The following is a 3133-nucleotide window of genomic DNA, read 5'->3' as shown; positions in this document are numbered from 1 at the left end:
CTGACACACTTCTTGGGGTTGTATGGTTAAGTGACTAAGCGTGCACGGTGGATGCCTTGGCAGTCAGAGGCGATGAAGGACGTGCTAACCTGCGTTAAGCACGGGTGAGCTGGTAAGAAGCGCTTGAGCCCGTGATGTCCGAATGGGGAAACCCACCGCACTTCGGTGCGGTATCGTAACGTGAATACATAGCGTTGCGAGGCGAACCGGGAGAACTGAAACATCTCAGTACCCCGAGGAAAAGAAATCAACCGAGATCCCCTTAGTAGCGGCGAGCGAACGGGGGCCAGCCCTTAAGCAGCATTGACGGTAGTGGAACGGTCCTGGAAAGGCCGGCAATAAAGGGTGATAGCCCCGTACACCAAACTGTCTGTGTTGTGAAATCGAGTAGGACGGGACACGTGTTATCCTGTCTGAACATGGGGGGACCATCCTCCAAGGCTAAATACTCCTGACTGACCGATAGTGAACCAGTACCGTGAGGGAAAGGCGAAAAGAACCCCTGTGAGGGGAGTGAAATAGAACCTGAAACCGTGTACGTACAAGCAGTGGAAGCCCTTCGAGGGTGACTGCGTACCTTTTGTATAATGGGTCAGCGACTTACTTTTAGTAGCAAGGTTAACCGTATAGGGGAGCCGTAGGGAAACCGAGTCTTAACTGGGCGAATAGTTGCTAGGAGTAGACCCGAAACCCGGTGATCTAGCCATGAGCAGGTTGAAGGTTGAGTAACATCAACTGGAGGACCGAACCCACTAATGTTGCAAAATTAGGGGATGACTTGTGGCTGGGGGTGAAAGGCCAATCAAACCGGGAGATAGCTGGTTCTCCCCGAAAGCTATTTAGGTAGCGCCTCGGACGAATACTACTGGGGGTAGAGCACTGTTTGGGCTAGGGGGTCATCCCGACTTACCAACCCCATGCAAACTCCGAATACCAGTAAGTACTATCCGGGAGACACACGGCGGGTGCTAACGTCCGTCGTGAAGAGGGAAACAACCCAGACCGCCGGCTAAGGTCCCCAAGTTCTGGTTAAGTGGGAAACGAGGTGGGAAGGCTCAGACAGCCAGGATGTTGGCTTAGAAGCAGCCATCATTTAAAGAAAGCGTAATAGCTCACTGGTCGAGTCGGCCTGCGCGGAAGATGTAACGGGGCTAAACCAGGCACCGAAGCCGCGGATTCAGAATTTATTCTGAGTGGTAGGGGAGCGTTCTGTAAGTCTGCGAAGGTGTGTCGTGAGGCATGCTGGAGATATCAGAAGTGCGAATGCTGACATGAGTAACGATAAAGGGGGTGAAAAGCCTCCTCGCCGGAAGACCAAGGGTTCCTGTCCAACGTTAATCGGGGCAGGGTGAGTCGACCCCTAAGGCGAGGCCGAAAGGCGTAGTCGATGGGAAACGGGTTAATATTCCCGTACTGGCGTGTATTGCGATGGGGGGACGGAGAAGGCTAGATGGGCCAGGCGTTGGTAGTCCTGGTGAAAGGATGTAGGTGGTGGTTTTAGGCAAATCCGGAACCACAACACTGAGACCCGAGACGAACTGACCACGGTCAGGAAGTCATTGATGCCCTGCTTCCAGGAAAAGCCTCTAAGCTTCAGATACACGGCAATCGTACCCCAAACCGACACAGGTGGTCGGGTAGAGAATACCAAGGCGCTTGAGAGAACTCGGGTGAAGGAACTAGGCAAAATAGTACCGTAACTTCGGGAGAAGGTACGCTGGAGCGGGTGAAGTCCTTTACGGATGGAGCCTGAGCCAGTCGCAGTGACCAGGTGGCTGGGACTGTTTATCAAAAACACAGCACTGTGCAAACTCGCAAGAGGACGTATACGGTGTGACACCTGCCCGGTGCCGGAAGGTTAATTGATGGGGTTAGTCTTCGGATGAAGCTCTTGATCGAAGCCCCGGTAAACGGCGGCCGTAACTATAACGGTCCTAAGGTAGCGAAATTCCTTGTCGGGTAAGTTCCGACCTGCACGAATGGTGTAACCATGGCCACGCTGTCTCCACCCGAGACTCAGTGAAATTGAAATTGCGGTGAAGATGCCGTATACCCGCGGCTAGACGGAAAGACCCCGTGAACCTTTACTACAGCTTGGCACTGAACATTGACCCTACATGTGTAGGATAGGTGGGAGGCTGTGAAGCGGTGACGCCAGTTGCCGTGGAGCCATCCTTGAAATACCACCCTTGTATGTTTGATGTTCTAACGTGGGCCCCTTATCGGGGTTGCGGACAGTGCCTGGTGGGTAGTTTGACTGGGGCGGTCTCCTCCCAAAGAGTAACGGAGGAGCACGAAGGTTGGCTAAGTACGGTCGGACATCGTACGGTTAGTGCAATGGCATAAGCCAGCTTAACTGCGAGACGGACAGGTCGAGCAGGTACGAAAGTAGGTCATAGTGATCCGGTGGTTCTGAATGGAAGGGCCATCGCTCAACGGATAAAAGGTACTCCGGGGATAACAGGCTGATACCGCCCAAGAGTTCATATCGACGGCGGTGTTTGGCACCTCGATGTCGGCTCATCACATCCTGGGGCTGAAGTCGGTCCCAAGGGTATGGCTGTTCGCCATTTAAAGTGGTACGCGAGCTGGGTTCAGAACGTCGTGAGACAGTTCGGTCCCTATCTGCCGTGGGCGTTGGATGATTGAGGGGGGTTGCTCCTAGTACGAGAGGACCGGAGTGAACGAACCGCTGGTGTTCGGGTTGTCATGCCAATGGCACTGCCCGGTAGCTACGTTCGGAATCGATAACCGCTGAAAGCATCTAAGCGGGAAGCGAGCCCCGAGATGAGTCATCCCATGGACTTCGAGTCCACTAAAGGGCCGTTGGAGACCACAACGTTGATAGGCAGGGTGTGGACGCGCTGTGAGGCGTGAAGCTAACCTGTACTAATGACCCGTGCGGCTTAACCATACAACACCCAAGAAGTGTGAGGCCTTGCGTAGCGGGCTACAGATAACATTCATCAGTTTTCCAGATGTTGTTGACCCCAAAGGTCAGCAACACCAGTTTATGCCTGGCGGCGATAGCGTTGTGGTCCCACCTGATCCCATGCCGAACTCAGAAGTGAAACGCACCCGCGCCGATGATAGTGTGGCAGCTGCCATGTGAAAGTAGGTCACTGCCAGGCAC

2 rRNA genes are annotated in these 3133 nt (G+C 53.9%); both read left to right on the top strand.

Features of this window, described 5'->3' with window-relative positions:
- Window positions 1-24 precede the first annotated feature (24 nt).
- Window positions 25-2914: ribosomal RNA gene (locus DCS96_RS18325) — 23S ribosomal RNA — on the top strand.
- Window positions 2915-3016: 102 nt separating this feature from the next.
- Window positions 3017-3131 (top strand): 5S ribosomal RNA (gene rrf / locus DCS96_RS18320).
- Window positions 3132-3133 lie beyond the last annotated feature (2 nt).

Origin of the sequence: Zobellella maritima, assembly GCF_003075035.1 — a bacterium.
GTDB classification, from domain to species: Bacteria; Pseudomonadota; Gammaproteobacteria; order Enterobacterales; family Aeromonadaceae; genus Oceanimonas; species Oceanimonas maritima.
The sequence above is the reverse complement of the archived record's forward strand: the minus strand, read 5'-3'. Positions and strand labels throughout refer to the sequence as shown.